Origin of the sequence: Plantactinospora sp. WMMB782, assembly GCF_049179135.1 — a bacterium.
Taxonomy (GTDB): Bacteria; Actinomycetota; Actinomycetes; order Mycobacteriales; family Micromonosporaceae; genus Plantactinospora.
Map to the genome: position 1 here is coordinate 3,487,273 of NZ_JBMHMC010000007.1, position 16,473 is coordinate 3,503,745.

Here is a 16,473-nt window from a genome sequence, read left to right on the forward strand (position 1 = left end):
TCTCGCGACATGCCGGAGAACGCAGCTACCCCAGCCAACTCCTCGACGTCGACGGCCGGACGGCGGGCGGTGAAGGCGGTAATCCCCGCCGCCGGCCTGGCGACCCGGTTCCTGCCCGCCACCAAGGTGGTGCCGAAGGAACTACTGCCGGTTGTCGACCGTCCGGTGTTGCAGTACATCGTCGAGGAGGCGGCCCAGGCCGGTATCGACGACGTGCTGCTGATCACCGGTCGGGGCAAGACGGCGATGGTCGACCACTTCGACCGCCGGCCCGACCTGGAGGCGCGGCTGGAGGACAAGGGCGATCCGAAGCTGCTGGAGGCGGTCCGCCGGCCGGGCGAGTTGGCGCAGATCTACACCTGCCGGCAGCCGGAGCAGCTCGGCCTGGGCCACGCCGTCGGGTACGCCGAGACGCACGTCGGTGACCAGCCGTTCGCCGTACTGCTCGGCGACGAGTTCGTGAACCTCTCCGAGCCGCTGCTGCCGGCCATGCTGGACCTCCAGGCCCGGACCGGCGGCATCGTGCTCGCCTTCTTCGAGGTGCCGCCGGAGGAGACCAAGCGGTACGGCATCGCCTCGGTCGCTCCGGCCGACCCGAGCCTGACCGACCTCGGCGAGGTGGTCGAGGTGACCGGGCTGGTGGAGAAGCCGAAGCCGGAGGACGCGCCGAGCAACCTGGCGGTGCTCGGCCGGTACGTGCTGCCCAGCGCGATCTTCGAGGCGATCGGGCGTACCGGTAAGGGCAGTGGCGGGGAGATCCAGCTCACCGACGCGATGGGTCTGCTGCTGAAGGAGGGCATGCCGGTGCACGCGATCGTCTACCGTGGCACCCGCTACGACACCGGCATGCCGCTGGGCTACCTGCAGACGGTGGTGCAACTGGCCTGCGAGCGCGAGGATCTGGGTGCGGAGTTCCGGCAGTGGCTCGGCGAGTTCGTCGCCTCCGACGCCGGCCGACGCACATGACGGCCCCCGGTGAGGTGACGGGGTGACAGCGACGGCCGACGCCGAGGCGGCCGCCAACGAGCTGACGCCGCTCGCCGACTACCTGGGCAGCGTGCTGCGCAGGTTGCGGGCGCTTCCCCCGCTCGACCTCGACCTCACCCAGGCGTACGGCAACGTGCTCGCCGAGGACGTCGTGGCGCCGCACGCCTATCCGGCGTTCGACCAGGCGGCCGTGGACGGATACGCGGCCCGCTGGGAGGACATCTCGGGCGGGGGGCGCGCCGGCTACGGCGACCCCCGCCCGGTACGCCTCAACGTCGTCGGCGACCTCGGCGCGGCGAGCTGGCGGCCGGTCCGGCTGACCCCGGGTGCCTGTTTCTCGGTGGCGGCCGGCTCGCCGCTGCCGATCGCCGCCGACGTGGTGGTGCCGGTCGACTGGACCGACCAGGGCATGGCGGCGGTGGAGATCTTCCGGGTCCCGAAGCGCGGCTACGGGCTGCGCCGGGCCGGCGAGGAGCTGCCCGCCGGTACCCTGCTGGCCCGGTCCGGTTCCTACATCTCACCGGCGCTGGTCGCGGTCTTCGCGGCCACCGGCATCGGGCACGTGGTGGTCCGGCCGAGTCCCCGGGTGGTGGTCGTGGCGACCGGCGACGAACTCGTCGACGTCGGCCGGGTCAGCCAGCCGGGGCAGGTGGTGGACATCAACTCGCACGCGTTGACGGCGGCGGCGGCCGAGGTGGGCGCGTTGGCGTACCGGGTCGGGATCTGCGACGACGACCCGGAGGGGCTGCGCGGGCTGCTGGAGGACCAGACGCTGCGGGCCGACCTGATCATCACGACGGGTGGCACCGGTGCCGGCCCGGGTGACATGATCCGCCGGGTACTGTCCCGCCGGGACGGTGGCCGGGCCAGCCCGGTGACATTTTCAGAGGTCGCCCTCTATCCCGGAAGCGCCCTCGGATTCGGTACGGTCGGAGCCGAGGAGGTACCGGTGGTCTGTCTTCCCGGTGAACCCGGCGCGGCACTTATCGGCTTCGAGGTGCTCGCCCGGCCGGCGATCCAGCTTCTCGCCGGTGCCGAGCCGGTGTTCCGGCCGAGCGTCCGGGCACATCTGCTGGAGACGGTCTCGTCCCCGTCCGGGCTGCGCGAGTTCCGGCCGGCGCACGTCGCCGAGCGGCGCGGCGGTGGCTACACGGTGCAGCCGCTACGCGGTGGGCCGTACACACTCTCCGGGCTGGCCGAGGCGAACGGTCTGATGGTGCTCGGCGAGCGGGTGACAAGCGCGGCGGCCGGCTCCACCGTGGACGTGCTACTGCTGGACCGGCGACGGTGAGCGCGGGACAGCGCGGACGTGCTGCTGGACCGGCGACGGTGAGCGCGGGACAGCGGGCGTGAACTTCGCCTCGACTCCGGGCTGGCCGGCCGTACTCCAGGACGGGGCGGTGCTGCTGCGCCCGTACCGGCGGTCGGACGCGGCGACCTGGTCGGAGGTGCGGCGCGCCAACCAGGCCTGGCTGGCACCCTGGGAGTCGTCGCCGCCGGGCCGGTGGGACGAGTTGAACTCGCCGGCCGCGTTCCGCTGGGTCCATCGTGACCAGCGCAGGCAGGCGCGTCGCGGCGAGAGCATGCCGTTCGCGGTCTGCCTGCTCGAACAGGGCCGGGAGCGGCTGGTCGGGCACCTCAACCTGGGCAACATCGTGCGCCGGGCGTTCTGCTCCGGGTACGTCGGCTACTGGGTGGACGGTCGGGTGGCCGGGCGCGGCGTGATCCCGACCGCTATGGCGCTCGCCGTCGACCACGCGTTCGGACCGGGCGGACTGCACCGCGTCGAGGTCAACATCCGGCCGGAGAACGGCCCGTCCCGGCGGGTGGTGGAGAAACTCGGCTTCCGCGAGGAGGCGTACCACCCCCGCTACATGCACATCGACGGCGCCTGGCGTGACCACATCGGATATGCCATGACCAGCGAGGAGGTGGCCCGGGAGGGCGGCCTGCTGGCCCGCTGGCACCGGGTGCGCGCCGCCGCCTCCTGAGCCGCCCGGCGGCCTGTTGATCTTCTAAGTGGCTGGTCGACCGGCGCGGCGTACGATTTTCCTGGTGTGCTCCCCATAACCTGAAGTAATCGGGACGTGCGGCAACGTCGGACGGACCCGCACCGGGAGCCGCTCCGCGCCAGCCGTGGACGCCTCCAGACGGCGCGGGAGATGCTCGTCCGGTCGGTTGCCCCGAGGTGGGTGACGGGAGGGATGAGGGTGCCGGCCTCGGTGCTCCTCGCCGTCCTCGCCGCAGCCGGTCTGCTCGCCCTGGCGCCGGCACTGGTCCGCCGGTACGACGCCACGGAGCGACTGGCGGCGGAGCGGGCGCAGTCGACGGCGCGGGTGCTCCAGCGCCGTCGGCGGCGCAGGAGTGTCCCCGGACAGCAGCCGGTCAACCCGCCCCGCACCCGGATCGTCACGTTGCGCTCCGGGGTGCCGTCCGCCGAGGCACTGGCCGCCGAGCCCGTCTCGCCGGCCGGAGGCCCCGGTGTGCCCGTCTCCAGCCCGCCCGGTTCCGGTTCGCCCGTCTCCGGTCCGCCCGGGAACGGCCGGCGGAGCCGGCGGCTGCGTTCGGTGCCCCGGAGCCCGGTACCGGCCCGGCGCCGGCCACCGCCCGCCCGGCACACCCCGGCCGTCTACCGGCGGCGCCGGGTCTTCGCCGCCCTGCTGCTGCTCAACCTCGTCGAGCTGGTCGGGGTGGTCCTGGTCAGCCCCGGCTTCTGGATCGGGTTCGCGGCCACCGGGACGCTGCTGGGCGCGTACCTCGTACACCTGCGGAGCCGGGCGGTCGCCGACCGTCGGCGGCGGCGCGCCCAGGCCCGGGAGGCGGCGTGGCTGGCCGCCCGGCAGGCGGAGGTGCGGCGTGCCCAGGCCCGCCGGGCGCAGGCCCGCCGGGAGGCGCAGCGCCGGCTGGCGGCCCAGCGCGAAGCGGTACGCCGGGCGGCGCTGGGGATGAACCGGACGGCCGACCTGCCGCCGGCGGCCAGCGGAGGCGGTGGCCGGGCGGCGGGTTCGGTCTCCTACCGGCGGGCCGGGGGCCTGCGGGGGCGGCCCTACGAGGCCGGCGGGCGGTGACCGACCGCTGCCGGCCTGGCGGGGTTGGTTCGCGCTCCGGGTGGCGGACCTGTTAGCCTTGTCGCCGGCCCGCCGGACAGGTGGGTCGGTTCTGGGGCTGTGGCGCAGACCGGTAGCGCACCTCGTTCGCATCGAGGGGGTCAGGGGTTCAAATCCCCTCAGCTCCACAACACTTGAGGCCCTGACCAGGGAAAATGCTGGTCAGGGCCTCAAGTTTGTCTATCCGAGTGTGTCGCTGGTCGCGGTGGTCACAGAAATTCGCTGCGGTAGGTCGGAGCCAGCTCGACAGCGCGGCGCCGGCGTTCCGCGAGCTCGTCCGGCGACAGTTGCGGCGGCGGCGCGTCCATGCCCGCCACGACGTCGCCGACGCGCATGAAGTACTCGTCCTGCCCGGCCGGCGTGCACATGCACAGCATGCGGGCCGGTGCGCCCGAGGTGTTGCGGAAGTTGTGCGGCGCGTTGGCCGGGATGTTGATGGTGGACCCGGCCCGTACGACGTGCTTCTCGCCCCGGAAGGTGAACTCGATCTCTCCCTCGAGGATCGTGAACATCTCCTCGAAGTCGTGCCGGTGCGGTGGTGGCCCGCCGCCGTCCGGGACGCGCATGTCGATCAGGCAGTACCGGCCGTTGGTCTGCTCGCCGGTGACCAGCATGCCGTAGGTGTTGCCCACCAGCGAGATGTACGTCGTGCCGGGGTCGTCGGGATTCGCCACGGTCAATGAGCGGGACGGATCGTCGTCGGGAATCACGATGGTTCGTCTCCTTGTGTTCGGTGATCTGGTCATCAGGCGTAGCCGACGGTCAGAACCACCTTGCCATCGGGCAGCCTGCCCACGGCCCGCGTTGGCGTGCACGGCCGGCAGCGCGGTCGGTGATCGTGACATCGGCCGGAGTGGGCTGGGCGTTGTTCGCGGCGCCGGCAGTCGGCTCCAGCAGACGTGGCGGCCCTCGATGTCGGCCACCTCCGGTGGTGTGGCCTCGGCCATCTTCGAGGTCGCCAGGGCCAGCGCCTCGGCGATCTCGGGGTTCCCGGACCAGGATATGGCCGTTTCTCCCGCGCGTTCGCCTTTCCGGGGGTCAGGCCGTCGGCGCGAGGACGACCGTCTTGCCCGGCAGCTCGCCCGCGCCGGCCTGGGCGTGCAGTGCGGGCAGGTCGGCCAGGGCCACCCGCGCAGCGACGTCGACGCTCAACTCGCCGGTGCTGATCCGAGCGGCCAGGTCGGCGAGTTGGTCGGCGTCGCTGCGGACGAACAGGTCGATGCCGCGCACGCTGCGCTCCTGGTCGGAGGGGGCGGGCATCCAGACGGTGGTGTTGACGAGGGTGCCGCCGTCCCGGACCAGCGTGACCAGCGCGGCGAGCTGTTCCGGGGTGACGGGCGCGAGGTTGAGGACGAGATCGACCGGCTCGGTCACCGCTGCGGCCACGTCGGTGGTCGTGTGGTCGATCACCCTGTCGGCGCCCGCGGCTTCGACACGGTCGGCGCTGCGTGGGCTGGCCGTGGCGATCACCCGGGCCCCGGCCTCCTTCGCCAGCTGCACGGCGTATCCGCCGACCGCTCCGCCGGCGCCGTTGACCAGCACCCGTTGACCGGCGGTCAGGTTGCCGTGGTCGAACAGCGCCTGCCATGCGGTCAGACCCACCAGCGGAAACGCCGCCGAGTCGGCCAGCGGAATGTTCCTCGGAGCCCCCGTCAAGCTTCCCGCCGGCGCTAGCACGTACTCCGCGGCCGCACCGGCCCCCGTCATCGGCAGGAGGCCGACGACCCGGTCGCCGACCGCGACGTCGTCCACGCCGTCACCGAGGGCGTCGACCGTGCCGGCGACGTCGATGCCGGGAGTGTGGGGTAGCTCGACCGGGATCGGGCCCTGCATGTAGCCGGCGCGGATATTGCCGTCGACGCCGTTGAACGAGGTCGCGGCGACGCGGATCCGGACCTGCCCGGCCCCGGGGGTGGGCTGCTCGACATCCTCGTAACGCAGGACCTCGGGACCGCCGAACTCGTGAAAACGCACTGCCTTCATTGCCGAACCTTCTTCCGTGAGCGCCGTCGACGTGCCTCGAACCTGAGCAGGTTCGACCCGGCGGTGATCCCCTGCCGGAGACGTCACCCAATCTGGCAGGATCCGGCGTGGTCAGCCTGGGCCGGGCTGGCCCACCTTGATGATGGCCGGCTCCCCGGCGTCGCCGACGATCTCGGCGAGACGCGCCGCATCGGCCGAACGCGGTGCCGCGGTGAGCATCAGCGCCGCCAGATCGTCGCCCGGGATGGCGAGCAGGCTGCCCACGAGCGTGACGGCGCCGCCGTCCGGATGGATGAAGGTGGCACTGCTCTCGAAGGCCGACACCGGTCGCGGCGTGCGCCACAGGGTGTCGAAGAGGCGGCTACGGCTCCGCATCTCGTCCACCAGCGCGGCGAGCGACGCGTCGGCCGGGTAGCGCAACAGGGCGCTCCTGAGGCGGGCGACGAGGACCGCCTGATGATCGGTCGCGTCGGCCGCGGACTGCTGGAAACGACTGAACGGATCGCAGAAGCTACGCCAGGCGATGTTCCACTCCCACGGGTCCCCGGTGAGATCCCAGTGTCCAAGGGCCAGGAACGCACTGTTCACGGCGACCAGATTCATCGCCGCGTCGGAGACGAACATCGGCGTGTCCGTGAACCGCTCCAGCAGTCGCATCGCACCCGGACCGACCTGGTTCGGCACCTGCCCGGCCGCGGCGGCATATCCGGCCAGCGCGCAGAGCCGCTCGTACTCCGCCCGCCCGATCCGCAGCGCACGGGCGATGGCGTTCACCACCCCGGCCGACGGATGGCTGCGCCCCTGCTCCAACCGGCGTACGTAGTCCGCGGACATTCCCGCGAGCTCGCCGAGCTCCTCTCGCCGCAACCCCTGCACCCGCCGACGACCGACCGGTAGCCCGACAACCGCAGGCGGCGTGTTTTCCCGCAACTGGCGCACCGCGACGCCGAACTCGTGACGTTCCACGGGCCAAGTGTGCCCGGACAGACCGAGTGCGCCGCGACGGTCCGCTCGCGGCGTCCGCCACCGACCCCGTAGAGCCTGCCGCGGGTGGTGCGGAAGAATGCCCACATGACCGAGGACCGGCTGTTCCCCTCAGACTCCAAACTGGACACGACGGTTCCGCACTCGGCGCGGATCTGGAACTACTGGCTGGGCGGCAAGGACCACTTCGCGGTCGACCGGGCGGTCGGCGACGAGGTGATCGCACACATCCCGGACATTCCCATCGGGGCCAAGTCCGAGCGCGCGTTCCTCAAGCGCGTGATCAGGTTCCTCGTCGAGGATGCCGGCATCCGCCAGTTCCTCGACGTCGGCACCGGGCTCCCCTCGGCGGACAACACCCACGAGGTCGCGCAGTCCCTCGATCCGCGCTGCCGGGTGGTCTACGTCGACAACGACCCGCTCGTCATGGTGCATGCGCGGGCACTCCTGAACAGCACACCCGAAGGCATCTGCGACTACGTCGAAGCCGATCTGCGGCAGCCGGACACCATCCTCGCCTCGGCGCGGGAGACGCTCGACTTCGCCCAGCCGATCGGGCTCATGCTGCTCGGCGTCGTCAACCACGTCATGGACGACGAAGCGGCGTACGGCTCGGTCGCGCAGCTGGTGCAGGCGATGCCCGCCGGCAGCTACCTGGTGCTCACGCACTCCACCGCGGAAATCCACGGTGAGCCGATGCTGCGCGTGATGCGGGAAACCACCGAGCGCGGCGGCACGCCGATCCGCGCCAGGACCAAGACGGAACTCGAACGCTTCTTCGACGGGCTGGAGCTGCTGGAGCCCGGCGTCGTCACCTGCTCGCGCTGGCGCGCCGACCCGGAGTCCGACGAGCCGGAGGTCTACCTCTTCGGCGGCGTCGGCCGCATCGGCTGAGTCGAGCCGCTGACGGTGCCGGAGGAACGCGAGTGATCAAGGCGGTCTTCTTCGATGTCGGCGGGACGATTCTCGACGAGTCCCGCGAGTTCGAGACCTGGGCGGACTGGCTCGGCGTGCCACGCCACACGTTCTCGGCGGTCTTCGGCGCGGTGATCGCCCGAGGGCTGGACTATCGCGAGACGTTCGAGGTGTTCCGGCCCGGCTTCGACCTCCCGGCCGAACTCGAGCGCCGGGCGGCCGCCGGCGAGCCGGAGTCGTTCGGCGAGGAGGACCTCTACCCCGACGCGCGAGCGTGCCTGGCCGCCCTGAAGGACCAGGGCCTGTTCGTGGGCCTGGCCGGCAACCAGCCGGCCCACGCCGAAGGGACCCTCCGGGCCCTCGGCCTTCCCGTGGACGCGATCGGCACGTCACACGCCTGGGGCGTGCAGAAACCGGCAGCAGCCTTTTTCGAACGGGTCGTACGCGAAGGCGGCGGCGACGCGTCCGCGATCCTGTACGTCGGCGACCGGCCCGACAACGACGTACGCCCGGCCGGCGACGCCGGCATGCGGACCTGCCTGATCCGGCGCGGACCGTGGGGGCACATCCTCGACATGCCGGCCGTGGCCGAGCAGTGCCTGTTCCGGATCGACTCGCTGGACGAACTCCCCGGCCTGGTCGCGCGGCACAACGGGACAGCCGGTTAGCTTCGGGTGCCGCCGACCAGGAGTCTCGCCGGTGTGGGATCTGCAGACCACGGACCGCCGGTAGGCCGGGGCGGAACCAGCGAGGAACGGGCCGTTTCAGGCGCCCAGTGTAGTTTTCCGGGCATCTCGGGCGGTCGCGCTCATACCATGAGGGCGTGGAGTGGGTCACCGTACGCTTCGCGGGTGGGCCGGCCGACGGTACCGCCCGGGACCTGCCGGCCGCGCCCGGCGGCGGGCCGCCCCGACGCTGGATCCTGAGCAGTGGCCCGGACGGGCCGTCCGGCCCGCCCGGTGTCGACCACCTCTACGAGCTGCGTCCCGGGCGGGAGATCGACGGCTGCCCGACGATGGTATTCGTCCGCTCCGACCCGGTCGGCATGACCGAGTAACGTCCGGCCGGAATCCTCGCCCGGATACAACCAACCGTGCCTCGGCGAGCATCCCAGTGCCGGAACCGTCTTCGGGAGGCCGACCGGATGCAGCCGCACTGGGAGCACGAGTACATCGAGTTCGTCACCACCGCGATGCCGAGGTTGCGACGGCTGGCGTACCTGCTCTGCGGCGACGCGCACCGGGCGGACGACCTCGTCCAGCAGACCTTCACCACGCTCTACGTGCACTGGCCCCGGGTGCGGAACGTCGGCCACCTCGACGGCTACGTCCGGGCCACCCTGGTGCGGTTCTTCCAGGGCGAGAAACGGCGACCGTGGTCGAAGCGGGTGCGCCTCACCGACTCGCCACCCGAACCGCTGCCACGGTACGGCCCGGACGTCGAGGAGCGGACGGTGCTGCGGGCCGCGCTCGACCGGCTGCCGCGCAAACAGCGGGCCGTACTGGTGCTGCGCTTCCTCTGCGACATGTCGGTGACCGAGGTGGCCGAGACGCTGGGCTGCGCTCCGGGAACGGTGAAGAGTCAGAGTTTCCACGGGCTGGCCACGCTCCGGCGGCTGCTCGCCGAGCAGCCCGGCTCGACCACCCCGACGGCGCCGTCACCCGCCCCGTCAGCGGCCCCGTCACCCGCCCCGGCAGCGGCCGGAGCTGCTGGCGAGCCTTCGGGGCCGACCGTCCGGGCCGGACCGTCCGCACCGACCGCGCGGAGCCGGCCGCGCTCGGAGAGCCCACCCCGGCCGGCGACCTCCACCGGTGTCGCCCGGGCCGGCGCCGACCCTTTCCCCCGTCCGACGGACAGGAGCTGAGATGGACGAGTTCGACGACGCCGGGGCCCGTGACCTGCTGCGCCCGCTGGACGGGGAGCCGCGTCGCCCCTCCACCGTGGAGATCGAGGGCCTGCTCCGCGCCGGCCGGCGCCGGGTCCGGCGTCGCCGGCTGCTGGCCGGAGGCGGCCTGGCCGCGAGTACCGCCATGGTCCTGGTCGCGGTCCCGGTCACCTTCGCGGCGGTACGCGACGGCGAGCCGGCCGTTCCCGGCCCGGACCCCGGCTCGGTCGCCCAGCCCGGTCCGGCACCGGGCTCCCCGACCTCGGCCGACCGGCCCGGCACCGCCCCGAAGCCACCACCGGCCCCGACCAGGTGTACGCCGCACCGGCTCGCACTGCCGTCCGGTGCCACCGAGAGCCAGGTGCTCGACGGTGACCCGAGCGGACGCTATCTCGTCGGGGTGGCCCGGAACGGCCGCACGGCGCGTACCTGGGTGCTGCGCTGGGACCGGGGCGTGCCGACAGTGCTCGAACCGCCGACCGCCGACCCGGGCCGGTTGCTCGTCAACTCGCAGGGAGTGGTCGCCGGCGACGGCGTCGCGGTGCGGGACGGGAAGGCCGTAGAGGTCTCCTGGGTCTACCGGGACGGCCGGTACCTCCACCTGACCGGGTCGGACGGCAGCCATCTCGGTGAGGTGATGGATCTCAACGAGCGGGGCGACGTTCTCGGCGGGGTACGCACCTTCGCCTACCAGGGAGAACCGGCCGGTGCCAAGGGTGGCCCGCCGGAGAACCCGGAGGGCGGGGCCGGTACGCCGGGCGGGCCGTCGGCGTCGCCGGGCGGTGGGCGCTCCGAAGGCCAGCCCGACGTGCCGGGCAGCGACCCGGTGGTCTGGCGGCCGGGCGCGGAGCGGAACCCGACTCGGCTCGCCGGGGACGGCACGGGAACGCCGTACGCCACCGGGATCGACGACGACGGGACGGTGGTCGGCGGCATCGGTCGACCCGGGACCGACCGGCCAGCCAGGACCACGGTATGGGCGCCGGACGGCACGACGAGCGACCTGCCACCCCCGCCCCGGCATGCGGCCACCAGCGGCAACCTGTCGATCCGGGGTGGCTGGGTGCTCGGCTGGTCGGTCGCGCCGCCCGGTGGGGAGCAGAAGGTCGTACCGACCCGGTGGGACCTGCGTACCGGAAAGGCGGCCCCACTGACCGGGCTGGCCTGGGTGGCGGCGGTGAACCGGCACGGCTGGGTGGCCGGGTTCGTCCGGAACGCCGCCGGTGTCGAAACCCCGGCGGTACTGGCCGGGAAGCGACCGCTCGCACTCCCGTTGCCGGCCGGGGCCGTACCCGGAACGGAGGGACCGTCGGCGGTGAGCCTCAGCGACGACGGCCGGGTGGTCGGCGGGCTCGTTTCGGTCGCCCCGGCCGACGCCGTCACCGCCGCCGTCCGCTGGACCTGCGAATAGTCCCACGAGTACGGTCGCCGCCCTGCTCCGTCCGGGCCGGGAGCAGGGCGGCGGCCGTTGACGGTCTAGATCGACCCTGGCTAAAGTCTGCCCGACACGGCCGACGAGAGGTTTCACCATCACATCGCTGACGCTGCCCAAGCCCGCCGGGCGGGCGCCGGAGTTCGGCCGGGACGCGCTCATCGTCTGCGAGAGCCTGGTCCGGATCTACCAGACCGGGTCGATCGAGGTGCAGGCGTTGCAGGGGCTGGACCTCGTCGTGCAGGGCGGCGAGATGATCGCCGTCGTCGGGGCGTCCGGGTCGGGCAAGTCGACACTGCTCTCCATCCTCGCCGGAATCGACGCACCCACCGCCGGGCGGGCCCGGGTCGACCGGTGGGACCTGCTGGCGATGTCCCGGGCGGACCGGGTCCGCTACCGGCGGCACACCGTCGGCTTCGTCCGGCAGCAGAGCACGAGCAACCTGGTGCCGTACCTGACCGCGCGGCAGATGGTCGACCTGCCGATGACCGCGGCCCGCACGCCGGCCCGTACCCGCCGGTCCCGGGCCGCCGACCTGCTGGACGCCCTCGGGGTCGCCGACTGCGCCGACCGGCGTCCGGGGCAGATGTCCGGTGGGCAGCAGATGCGGGTCGCCGTCGCGGTCGCCCTCGCCAACCAGCCCCGGGTGCTGCTGGCCGACGAGCCGACAGGTGAGTTGGACAGCGCCACCTCGGCCGAGGTCTTCGACGCGCTACGGGACGTCAACCGGCAACTCGGTGTCACCGTCGTCGTGGTGACCCACGATCCCGAGGTCAGCGGCAGGGTCGAGCGGACGGTGGCGATCCGCGACGGGCGTACCAGCAGCGAGGTGCTGCGCCGTTCGGCAACCGGCGCCGACGGCGACGTGCGGATGGTCGCCGAGGAGTACGCCGTGATGGACCGGGCCGGTCGGGTCCAGGTGCCCCGCGAGTACCGCGAGGCGCTGGCGCTGACCAGGCGGGTCCGGCTCGCCCTGGAGGCGGACCACGTCGAGATCCGGCCCGATTCGGGCGACCGCGCTGCGGACCGGCCCGATTCGGGCGACCGTGTCGCGGACCGGCCCGATTCGGGCGACCGCGTCGCGGAGCCGCCCGATCGCGGCGACCGCGTCGCCGAGCCGCCCGGCCCCGACGAGCGGTCATGACCGCCGCCGCGCTGCTCGCCGTACGCGGCGTCCGCCGGAGTTTCGGTGCCGGGCCGACGGCGGTGCACGCGTTGCGGGACGTGTCCTTCGACGTCGAGCCCGGCAAGATGGTCGCCCTGGTCGGTCGTTCCGGCTCCGGCAAGACCACCCTGCTCAACATCGTCGGCGGGCTGGACCGGCCGGACTCCGGCACGGTCGTCGTCGACGGCACCGAGGTGACCGCCCTCGACGAGGACGGGCTGTCCCGACTGCGACGCGGAACGGTCAGCTACGTGTTCCAGACGTTCGGGCTGATCCCGGTGCTGTCGGCGGCGGAAAACGTCGGCGCCCCGCTGCGCCTGGCCCGTACCCCGGCCCGGGAGCGGGAGCGTCGGGTCGAGCTGTTGCTGGAGCTGGTGGGCCTGGCCGACCACGCCGAGCAGCGTCCCGGCGAACTCTCCGGCGGCCAGCAGCAGCGGGTGGCGATCGCCCGGGCGCTGGCCGCCTCGCCCCGGCTGCTGATCGCCGACGAGCCTACCGGGCAGTTGGACGCCGAGACGGGCCTGTCGGTGATGTCGCTGCTGCGCGGGGTGGTGGAGTCCGAGGGTGTCACGGCACTGGTCTCCACCCACGACCCGGTGATGATGGCGCTGGCGGACCGGGTGATCCAGATCCGGGACGGCCGGCTCGACGACACCCCGCCCGGCGCCGAGTCCGGCGGGCGTGGACCGGGCGCCGAGCCTGGCGGGCGTGGACCGGGCGCCGAGCCTGGCGGGCCTGAGACCGACGACGAGCCGGGCGCGGCAGGCTCCGGAGGTACGGCGGGCCGGAGCAACGGGTGCTGAGGCTGCTCGGGCTTCGTGCCCGTGCGCAGTGGCCGATGCTCGCGGCGCTGCTGGCGGTGGTCACGCTCGGCGCGACGCTGCTCGGCACCTGCGCGCTGCTGGTCACCCGGACCGCCGACCGGGCGTTCGAGGTTGCCGCCGGCCGGGCCGCCCCGGCAGAGGTCGGCGTCACCGCCTACACCGTCGATGTGCGGCGAGCCGACACCGGCTCGGTGGCCACCGACACCCGCGAACTGCTGACCTCGACCCTCGCCCCGTTCTCCGCGACGACCGCGACCCGGGCGTCGTCCGAGTTCCGGCTGCTGCCGGAGAGCCTGGTCGACCAGAGCGGCATCCTGTCCGAGACGTACCTGTCGGCGATGGACGACCTGCCGGCCCGGACCGAGCTGGTCGACGGGCGCTGGCCACGGGCCGCCGGCGGAGCCGTCCCGGTGGAGGCCGTCCTGCTCGAATCCATGGCCCGGCGGCTCGGCCTCACCCTCGGCAGCCGGATCCGGCTCGGCGCGGAGCTGGACCGGGAGCCCGCGCCGCCGGTCGAGGTGGTCGTCGTCGGCGTGGTGCGCCCGCTGCCCGGCACCGGTTGGGAACGCGACCCGCTCGGCGGGGCCGGTTACGATCCCGCCTTCGGCGACGGGCGCTTCCTGCAACCGGTGCACGCCTACGGGCCGGTCGTCGTCGCGCTGCCCGACCTGCTCTCCGGTGCGCACACGGTGACCCGGATGGAGATCACCGCCCAGCCGGACCTCTCCGACGCGACCGGCCACGACCTGGAAACCGTCGCCGCCGCGGCCCGCGGTGCCGACCGGCGGTTGGCGGGAATCCTCGGCGACCGGGTGCGGATCGAGAACGTCGCGTCGCGGCTGCCCCAGACGATGTCGGCCGCGCGTGCGCAGCAGCGGGTCACCGCCGGCGCGGTGCTCGCCATCGCCCTGCTCGGCGGGGTGCTGACCGCCGCCGCCCTGGCCCTCGCCGGTCAGCTCACCGCCGGGGTACGCGCCGACGAGACAAACCTGCTGTCGACGTTGGGTTTCGGGGGTGGTCGGCTCGCCGGCACGGCGGCTGCCGAGGGTGCCGGGTTGGCGCTGCTGGCCGTCGCGATCGCCGTCCCCGCCTCGTCCCTGCTGCATGCCGCCCTGACCCGGCTGCCACCACTTGCCGGTGCCGGCCTCGCGGGCCCGGCTGCGGTGACCGCCCCGCAGGTGCTCGTGGTGGTCGGCGGCGTACTGGTGCTCGCGGCGGTGCTGGTGGTCCGCGCCGCACGGCCGGTCGCTCCGGCCGGCGGCCGGCAACAGCCGGCGGGGCTGCTCGCCCGGTCCGGCGCCGACGTGCTGCTGGTGGCGTTCGGTACCGTCGGCCTGTGGCAGCTGCACGCCCAGACCACCGGCGCCGACACCCGGATCGACGCCGTCCGGGTGGTCGCACCGGCGCTGCTGCTGGCCGCCGGCGCGGTACTGGCGCTGCGCCTGGTGCCGCCCGCGCTGCGCGGTGTCGAGCGGGTGGCCCGGCGGGCCCAGGGGCTGGCGCTTCCGCTGGCCGTGTTCGAGGCGGCCCGCCGGCCACAGGCGGTCGCCGCGGGACTGCTGGTCGGCCTCGCCTGCGCGGCCGGCACGTTCGGGGTCGGCTTCGACGCCACCTGGGAGCGGTCGCAGCGCGACCAGGCAGACCTGGCGGTCGGCACCGACCTGGCGATCGCGTTGACGGCCCCGCCGGTCGCCGGGCAGGGCGCGCACGTCAGCGCCGCGACCGGAGGAGCGGTCAGCCCGGCCACCACCCGTGGGGTCGCCGTCGGCCAGTGGCTGGGCAGCGCCGGCGACGCGCCCCGGCTGGTCGCGACGGACACCGCCCGGGCCGGGGCACTGCTCCGGGGGCGGCTGGACGGCAACCGTGACTGGGCGGAGGTGGGGGCCGCGCTGGCGCCACCGAGCCGCGCCGTCGGCGTCGCCGTACCGGCCGGGTCCGCACTGACCCTGAGCGGCACGGCGACCGGTGCCACCCCGCTCGTGGTGACCCCCCGACTGCTGTTGCAGGACGGTACGGGTCTGCGGACGACCTGCACCGGGGGAGCCGTCCCGCTCGACGGTGCGGTGCACCGGTTACCCGAGTGCGTGTCGGCCGATGGGCTGGAGCTGGTCGGACTCTCGCTGCCGATCGCGCCCGACCCGTCCGCCGGGCCACCCGGTCCCGGCAACAGCCAGGTCGCCGTGACGCTGGCGGCGCCCGGTGCGCGGGCCGCCACCGGTGCGGCGCCGTGGAGCACCACCTCGGCCCCTCCCGCGCCCGGGATGCTCACCCACTCGGCGGTCGAGCTCGCCGGCACCGCCTCGGGTACCGAGCTGAGGATGACGACGACCGTCCAGCTCAGCGGCCCGCAGGACGCCGCGCGCGACCTCGTGGTGACCCCCTTTCCGGCACCCGGGCCGGTGCCCGTGGCCGTCTCGGCCCGCCTCGTCGACGAACTCGGGGTGCACCGCGGCGCCGTGCTGAGCGTCGCGGTCGGCACCACCCCCGTCGCCGTCGTCGTCACCGAGGTGGTGCCCGAGGTGCCGGCCGCGCCCGGTGCGGTTGCCATCCTGGCCGACATCGACCTGCTCGCCCGTGCCCTGCTGGTCGCCGGCAACCCGGAATATCCGGTGGACGGCTGGTGGGTCGGCCAGCCGGCCCGGGCGGACGCAGCCGAACGCGCCGCCGCCCTGCACGTCGGCACGGTCCGCAGCCGGGCCGCCGAGACCGACCGGCTCAGCGCCGGACCGCTGCGCGCCGGACTGCCGGCCGCGCTCCGGCTGCTCGTGCCCGCCGCCGCCCTGCTGCTGCTCGCCGGTGTCGTCCTGCACGTCCTCGTCGACCTCCGGGCCCGGGCCGGCCAGGTGGCCCGGCTGCGGGCGTTGGGGCTGACCCGGCGGGAGGTCCGCGCGGTGCTGTTCGGCCAGTACGCCGGCCTGCTGCTGCCGCTGCTGATCGCGGGTACGGTCGTCGGCGCGCTCGCCACCGTCGCCGTCGCGCCGCCGCTGATCCGCTCCGACGCCGGTGCCGCACCTGTCCCGCCGGTCGCGCCGCAGTGGCCGTGGGCGGCCGAGGCGGCCCTGTTCGCTCTGCTGCTGACCGGTTGCCTGCTCGCGGTGGCGCTGGTGGTCACCGTCCGGACCCGCCGCGCCGGGGCCGGCTACCTCCGGGTCGGCTCGTGAGCCGGCGCTGGCTACCCGCGCCGGGTGGGC

13 protein-coding genes, 1 tRNA gene and 2 pseudogenes are annotated in these 16,473 nt (G+C 73.9%); 13 read left to right on the forward strand and 3 right to left on the reverse strand.

Annotation, left to right across the window (positions count from 1 at the left end):
- Positions 1-9 precede the first annotated feature (9 nt).
- The 5 genes from ACN28A_RS18050 to ACN28A_RS18070 all read left to right on the forward strand — a co-directional run bounded on the left by ACN28A_RS18050 (position 10) and on the right by ACN28A_RS18070 (position 4,222).
- Positions 10-966, forward strand: a complete 957-nt coding sequence (locus ACN28A_RS18050; protein WP_421396644.1) for a UTP--glucose-1-phosphate uridylyltransferase — start codon at positions 10-12, stop codon at positions 964-966.
- A gap of 22 nt (positions 967-988) precedes the next feature.
- On the forward strand, positions 989-2,278 hold the full coding sequence (gene glp, locus ACN28A_RS18055; protein WP_421396646.1) for a gephyrin-like molybdotransferase Glp: 1,290 nt from the start codon (positions 989-991) through the stop codon (positions 2,276-2,278).
- 58 nt (positions 2,279-2,336) lie between these two features.
- Positions 2,337-2,978, forward strand: coding sequence for a GNAT family N-acetyltransferase (locus tag ACN28A_RS18060; protein WP_421396647.1), 642 nt, complete (start codon positions 2,337-2,339; stop codon positions 2,976-2,978).
- A 213-nt stretch (positions 2,979-3,191) separates the two neighbouring features.
- On the forward strand, positions 3,192-4,055 hold the full coding sequence (locus ACN28A_RS18065) for a hypothetical protein (RefSeq protein WP_421396648.1): 864 nt from the start codon (positions 3,192-3,194) through the stop codon (positions 4,053-4,055).
- A gap of 93 nt (positions 4,056-4,148) precedes the next feature.
- Positions 4,149-4,222, forward strand: a tRNA-Ala gene (locus tag ACN28A_RS18070).
- Positions 4,223-4,303: 81 nt separating this feature from the next.
- Here the strand turns inward: ACN28A_RS18070 and ACN28A_RS18075 are convergent.
- From ACN28A_RS18075 to ACN28A_RS18085, 3 genes are all read right to left on the reverse strand, one after another.
- Positions 4,304-4,804: a cupin domain-containing protein gene (locus tag ACN28A_RS18075; protein ID WP_421396649.1), complete on the reverse strand. Its 501-nt coding sequence runs from the start codon at positions 4,802-4,804 to the stop codon at positions 4,304-4,306.
- Positions 4,805-5,132: 328 nt separating this feature from the next.
- Positions 5,133-6,077, reverse strand: coding sequence for an NADP-dependent oxidoreductase (locus ACN28A_RS18080; protein WP_421396651.1), 945 nt, complete (start codon positions 6,075-6,077; stop codon positions 5,133-5,135).
- A 111-nt stretch (positions 6,078-6,188) separates the two neighbouring features.
- Complete coding sequence (locus tag ACN28A_RS18085) at positions 6,189-7,043, reverse strand: helix-turn-helix domain-containing protein (protein ID WP_421396652.1); 855 nt, start codon at positions 7,041-7,043, stop codon at positions 6,189-6,191.
- Between the two features lie 105 nt (positions 7,044-7,148).
- On the opposite strand from ACN28A_RS18085, the gene ACN28A_RS18090 reads away from it, so the two are divergent.
- The 8 genes and pseudogenes from ACN28A_RS18090 to ACN28A_RS18125 all read left to right on the forward strand — a co-directional run bounded on the left by ACN28A_RS18090 (position 7,149) and on the right by ACN28A_RS18125 (position 16,443).
- Positions 7,149-7,955, forward strand: coding sequence for an SAM-dependent methyltransferase (locus ACN28A_RS18090; RefSeq protein ID WP_421396654.1), 807 nt, complete (start codon positions 7,149-7,151; stop codon positions 7,953-7,955).
- 32 nt (positions 7,956-7,987) lie between these two features.
- Complete coding sequence (locus ACN28A_RS18095) at positions 7,988-8,644, forward strand: HAD family hydrolase (RefSeq protein WP_421396656.1); 657 nt, start codon at positions 7,988-7,990, stop codon at positions 8,642-8,644.
- Between the two features lie 155 nt (positions 8,645-8,799).
- Entirely contained in the window at positions 8,800-9,033 is a 234-nt protein-coding gene (locus tag ACN28A_RS18100) for a hypothetical protein (RefSeq protein ID WP_421396657.1), read from the forward strand.
- An 87-nt stretch (positions 9,034-9,120) separates the two neighbouring features.
- Positions 9,121-9,840, forward strand: a complete 720-nt coding sequence (locus ACN28A_RS18105) for a SigE family RNA polymerase sigma factor (RefSeq protein ID WP_421396658.1) — start codon at positions 9,121-9,123, stop codon at positions 9,838-9,840.
- A 1-nt stretch (position 9,841) separates the two neighbouring features.
- Positions 9,842-11,272, forward strand: a complete 1,431-nt coding sequence (locus ACN28A_RS18110; protein ID WP_421396660.1) for a hypothetical protein — start codon at positions 9,842-9,844, stop codon at positions 11,270-11,272.
- Between the two features lie 127 nt (positions 11,273-11,399).
- Positions 11,400-12,308: pseudogene (locus ACN28A_RS18115) on the forward strand (ABC transporter ATP-binding protein); the annotation flags it as partial.
- Positions 12,309-12,433: 125 nt separating this feature from the next.
- Positions 12,434-13,105 (forward strand): annotated as a pseudogene (locus tag ACN28A_RS18120) (ABC transporter ATP-binding protein); the annotation flags it as partial.
- A gap of 149 nt (positions 13,106-13,254) precedes the next feature.
- Positions 13,255-16,443: an FtsX-like permease family protein gene (locus ACN28A_RS18125; RefSeq protein WP_421396661.1), complete on the forward strand. Its 3,189-nt coding sequence runs from the start codon at positions 13,255-13,257 to the stop codon at positions 16,441-16,443.
- Positions 16,444-16,473: the final 30 nt, after the last annotated feature.

Coding starts and splice junctions, on each gene's coding strand:
- ACN28A_RS18090 (WP_421396654.1), top strand. CDS start 7,149: ATGACCGAGGACCGGCTGTTCCCCTCAGACTCCAAACTGGACACGACG.
- ACN28A_RS18080 (WP_421396651.1), bottom strand. CDS start 6,077: ATGAAGGCAGTGCGTTTTCACGAGTTCGGCGGTCCCGAGGTCCTGCGT.
- ACN28A_RS18105 (WP_421396658.1), top strand. CDS start 9,121: ATGCAGCCGCACTGGGAGCACGAGTACATCGAGTTCGTCACCACCGCG.
- ACN28A_RS18110 (WP_421396660.1), top strand. CDS start 9,842: ATGGACGAGTTCGACGACGCCGGGGCCCGTGACCTGCTGCGCCCGCTG.
- ACN28A_RS18050 (WP_421396644.1), top strand. CDS start 10: ATGCCGGAGAACGCAGCTACCCCAGCCAACTCCTCGACGTCGACGGCC.
- ACN28A_RS18065 (WP_421396648.1), top strand. CDS start 3,192: ATGAGGGTGCCGGCCTCGGTGCTCCTCGCCGTCCTCGCCGCAGCCGGT.